Annotated in this window: 2 protein-coding genes; one reads left to right on the plus strand and one right to left on the minus strand. The window is 74.1% G+C overall.

Features of this window, described 5'->3' with window-relative positions:
• The first annotated feature begins 98 nt into the window (after positions 1 to 98).
• The gene (gene purU / locus JNW98_RS35175) at positions 99 to 989 is read left to right on the plus strand and encodes a formyltetrahydrofolate deformylase (protein ID WP_223772329.1); all 891 of its coding nucleotides are present in this window, start codon (positions 99 to 101) and stop codon (positions 987 to 989) included.
• A 28-nt stretch (positions 990 to 1,017) separates the two neighbouring features.
• Here the strand turns inward: purU and JNW98_RS35180 are convergent, their stop codons facing one another.
• A complete protein-coding gene (locus JNW98_RS35180; protein WP_223772330.1) occupies positions 1,018 to 2,199 on the minus strand; it encodes a zf-HC2 domain-containing protein in 1,182 nt (393 codons plus the stop codon).
• Between the last annotated feature and the right edge of the window lie 2 nt (positions 2,200 to 2,201).

Genomic DNA, 2,201 nt, shown 5'->3' on the forward strand with positions numbered 1-2,201 from the left:
GCGCCCGCCCCGCCCCGGCGCCCGCCCCACCCCCTCGTCCCGTCCCGCGGAACCGGGTGGTCCGGCGGAGCCCCGCGGGTATGCGACGCTATTGGGCTATGAACGCCTCGCAGCCGGCGCCGCCCGCGCGGACCGCACAGCCCGACCAGTACGTCCTCACCCTCTCCTGCCCGGACAAGCAGGGCATCGTCCACGCGGTGTCCAGCTACCTCTTCATGACCGGCTGCAACATCGAGGACAGCCAGCAGTTCGGCGACCACGACACCGGGCTGTTCTTCATGCGGGTGCACTTCGGCGCCGAGGCGCCCGTGACGCTGGAGAAGCTGCGGGCCAGCTTCGCCGCCATCGGCGACGCGTTCCACATGGACTGGCAGATCCACCGCGCCGACGAGAAGATGCGCATCGTCCTGATGGTGTCCAAGTTCGGGCACTGCCTCAACGACCTGCTCTTCCGCTCCCGGATCGGCGCCCTGCCGGTGGAGATCGCCGCGGTCGTCTCCAACCACACCGACTTCGCCGAGCTCGTCGGCTCCTACGGCGTCCCCTTCCACCACATCCCGGTGACGAAGGACACCAAGGCGGAGGCCGAGGCCCGGCTGCTGGAGATCGTCCGCGACGAGCAGGTCGAACTCGTCGTCCTCGCCCGCTACATGCAGGTCCTCTCCGACAACCTCTGCAAGGAGCTGTCGGGCCGGATCATCAACATCCACCACTCCTTCCTGCCGAGCTTCAAGGGCGCGAAGCCGTACCACCAGGCGCACGCGCGCGGTGTGAAGCTGATCGGTGCCACCGCGCACTACGTCACCGCCGACCTCGACGAGGGCCCGATCATCGAGCAGGAGGTCGAGCGGGTCGGCCACGAGGTGACCCCCGAGCAGCTGGTCGCCATCGGCCGGGACGTGGAGTGCCAGGCCCTGGCCCGCGCGGTGAAGTGGCACAGCGAGCACCGGGTGCTGCTGAACGGCCGCCGCACGGTCGTCTTCGCGTAGCGGACCCCCTCCTCCCAGCCCCTGCCGGCTACAGCCGAGACAGCGAGGCCGTGGCGAAGAGCACGTCCCGGATCGCCTCCGGGTCGCCGTCCTGCCCGGCCGCGGCCTCCTCCGGCTCGACGCGCCCGGCGGCCAGCCGGCAGAACTCCAGCCCGTCGAGCGCCACATGGGCCACCTCCGTCTCCGGGGAAGCACGGGCGGCGGGGGAGTCCAGGGCGATGTACCAGTGGCCGCCGCCGCTGCCCTCCACCTCCAGGTGCAGCGCGCGCCCCGGGGCGCCGGCGGTGGTCAGTATGTGCGGCGGCGGGGCGAGACCGGCGCGGCGGCGGCCGGCGATCGCGCCCGGGAGCATCCGGGCCGCCAGGTCGATCATGCGGTGGAGGTGGGACGGCGCCGGCGGCTCGTAGGGGTACGCGACCGCGTCGGCGACGTCCTCCGCGTGCACCCAGCACTCGAAGGCGCGGTCGAGGAAGGCGTCCCGCAGCGGCAGGCTGAACGGCCCGTACGCGACGTTCGTGGCGGCCGCCGTGTCCGCGGCGGCGAAGGACGCGCTCCTTATCAGCGCGCGGCTCTGGTCGCGCCAGGCCGCGTGGGCACTGTGCGCGCTACCGGACGACAGCCCGTCCTCGGCCGTCCACAGCGCCTCGGTCCGTCCGTCGGGCGACGCCGGCACCGGGCCCGCCGGCGCCTCCGGCACACCGCCGCCGGACAGGACGGGAACGGCGGCAGCCGGCGCGGGCACCGGGTCGGGCAGCCCCAGGGAGCCGGCGACGAGTCCGTCCACCGCCGTGAGGTGGCTGATCACGGCGGCCACGCTGACCTCCCGCTCGGCGGGCCGCCGCCCGTCGAACCAGGCGAGCCGTACGGGCGCCCGCCAGTCCTGCTCGTCGATGTCCCGCAGCAGGGCGTCGAGGCGGGCCGTCTCCGCCTCGTAGGGCGCCGCCCAGCCGGGCACCGGGATCCGGGCCGGGCGCCGGCCGAGACAGTGCGAGAGCACCCGGGAGCGCAGCGACGGGTCGAGGTCGAGGCTGTCCTCGGGGTGGAGCAGGGCGACCGCGTCCCGTAGCCGGACGGCTTCCTCCGCGCAGGAGGCGCAGTCGGTCAGGTGCTCCTCGACGGCGGCGGTCTCGGCGGGCGAGCAGGCGGCCAGTGCCCAGGCGCCGAGCAGTGACGTGAGGGCGGGGTGCGGGCGGGGCGCGCGGCCGGTCATCG

Origin of the sequence: Streptomyces huiliensis (assembly GCF_020037025.1) — a bacterium.
Taxonomy (GTDB): Bacteria; Actinomycetota; Actinomycetes; order Streptomycetales; family Streptomycetaceae; genus Streptomyces; species Streptomyces huiliensis.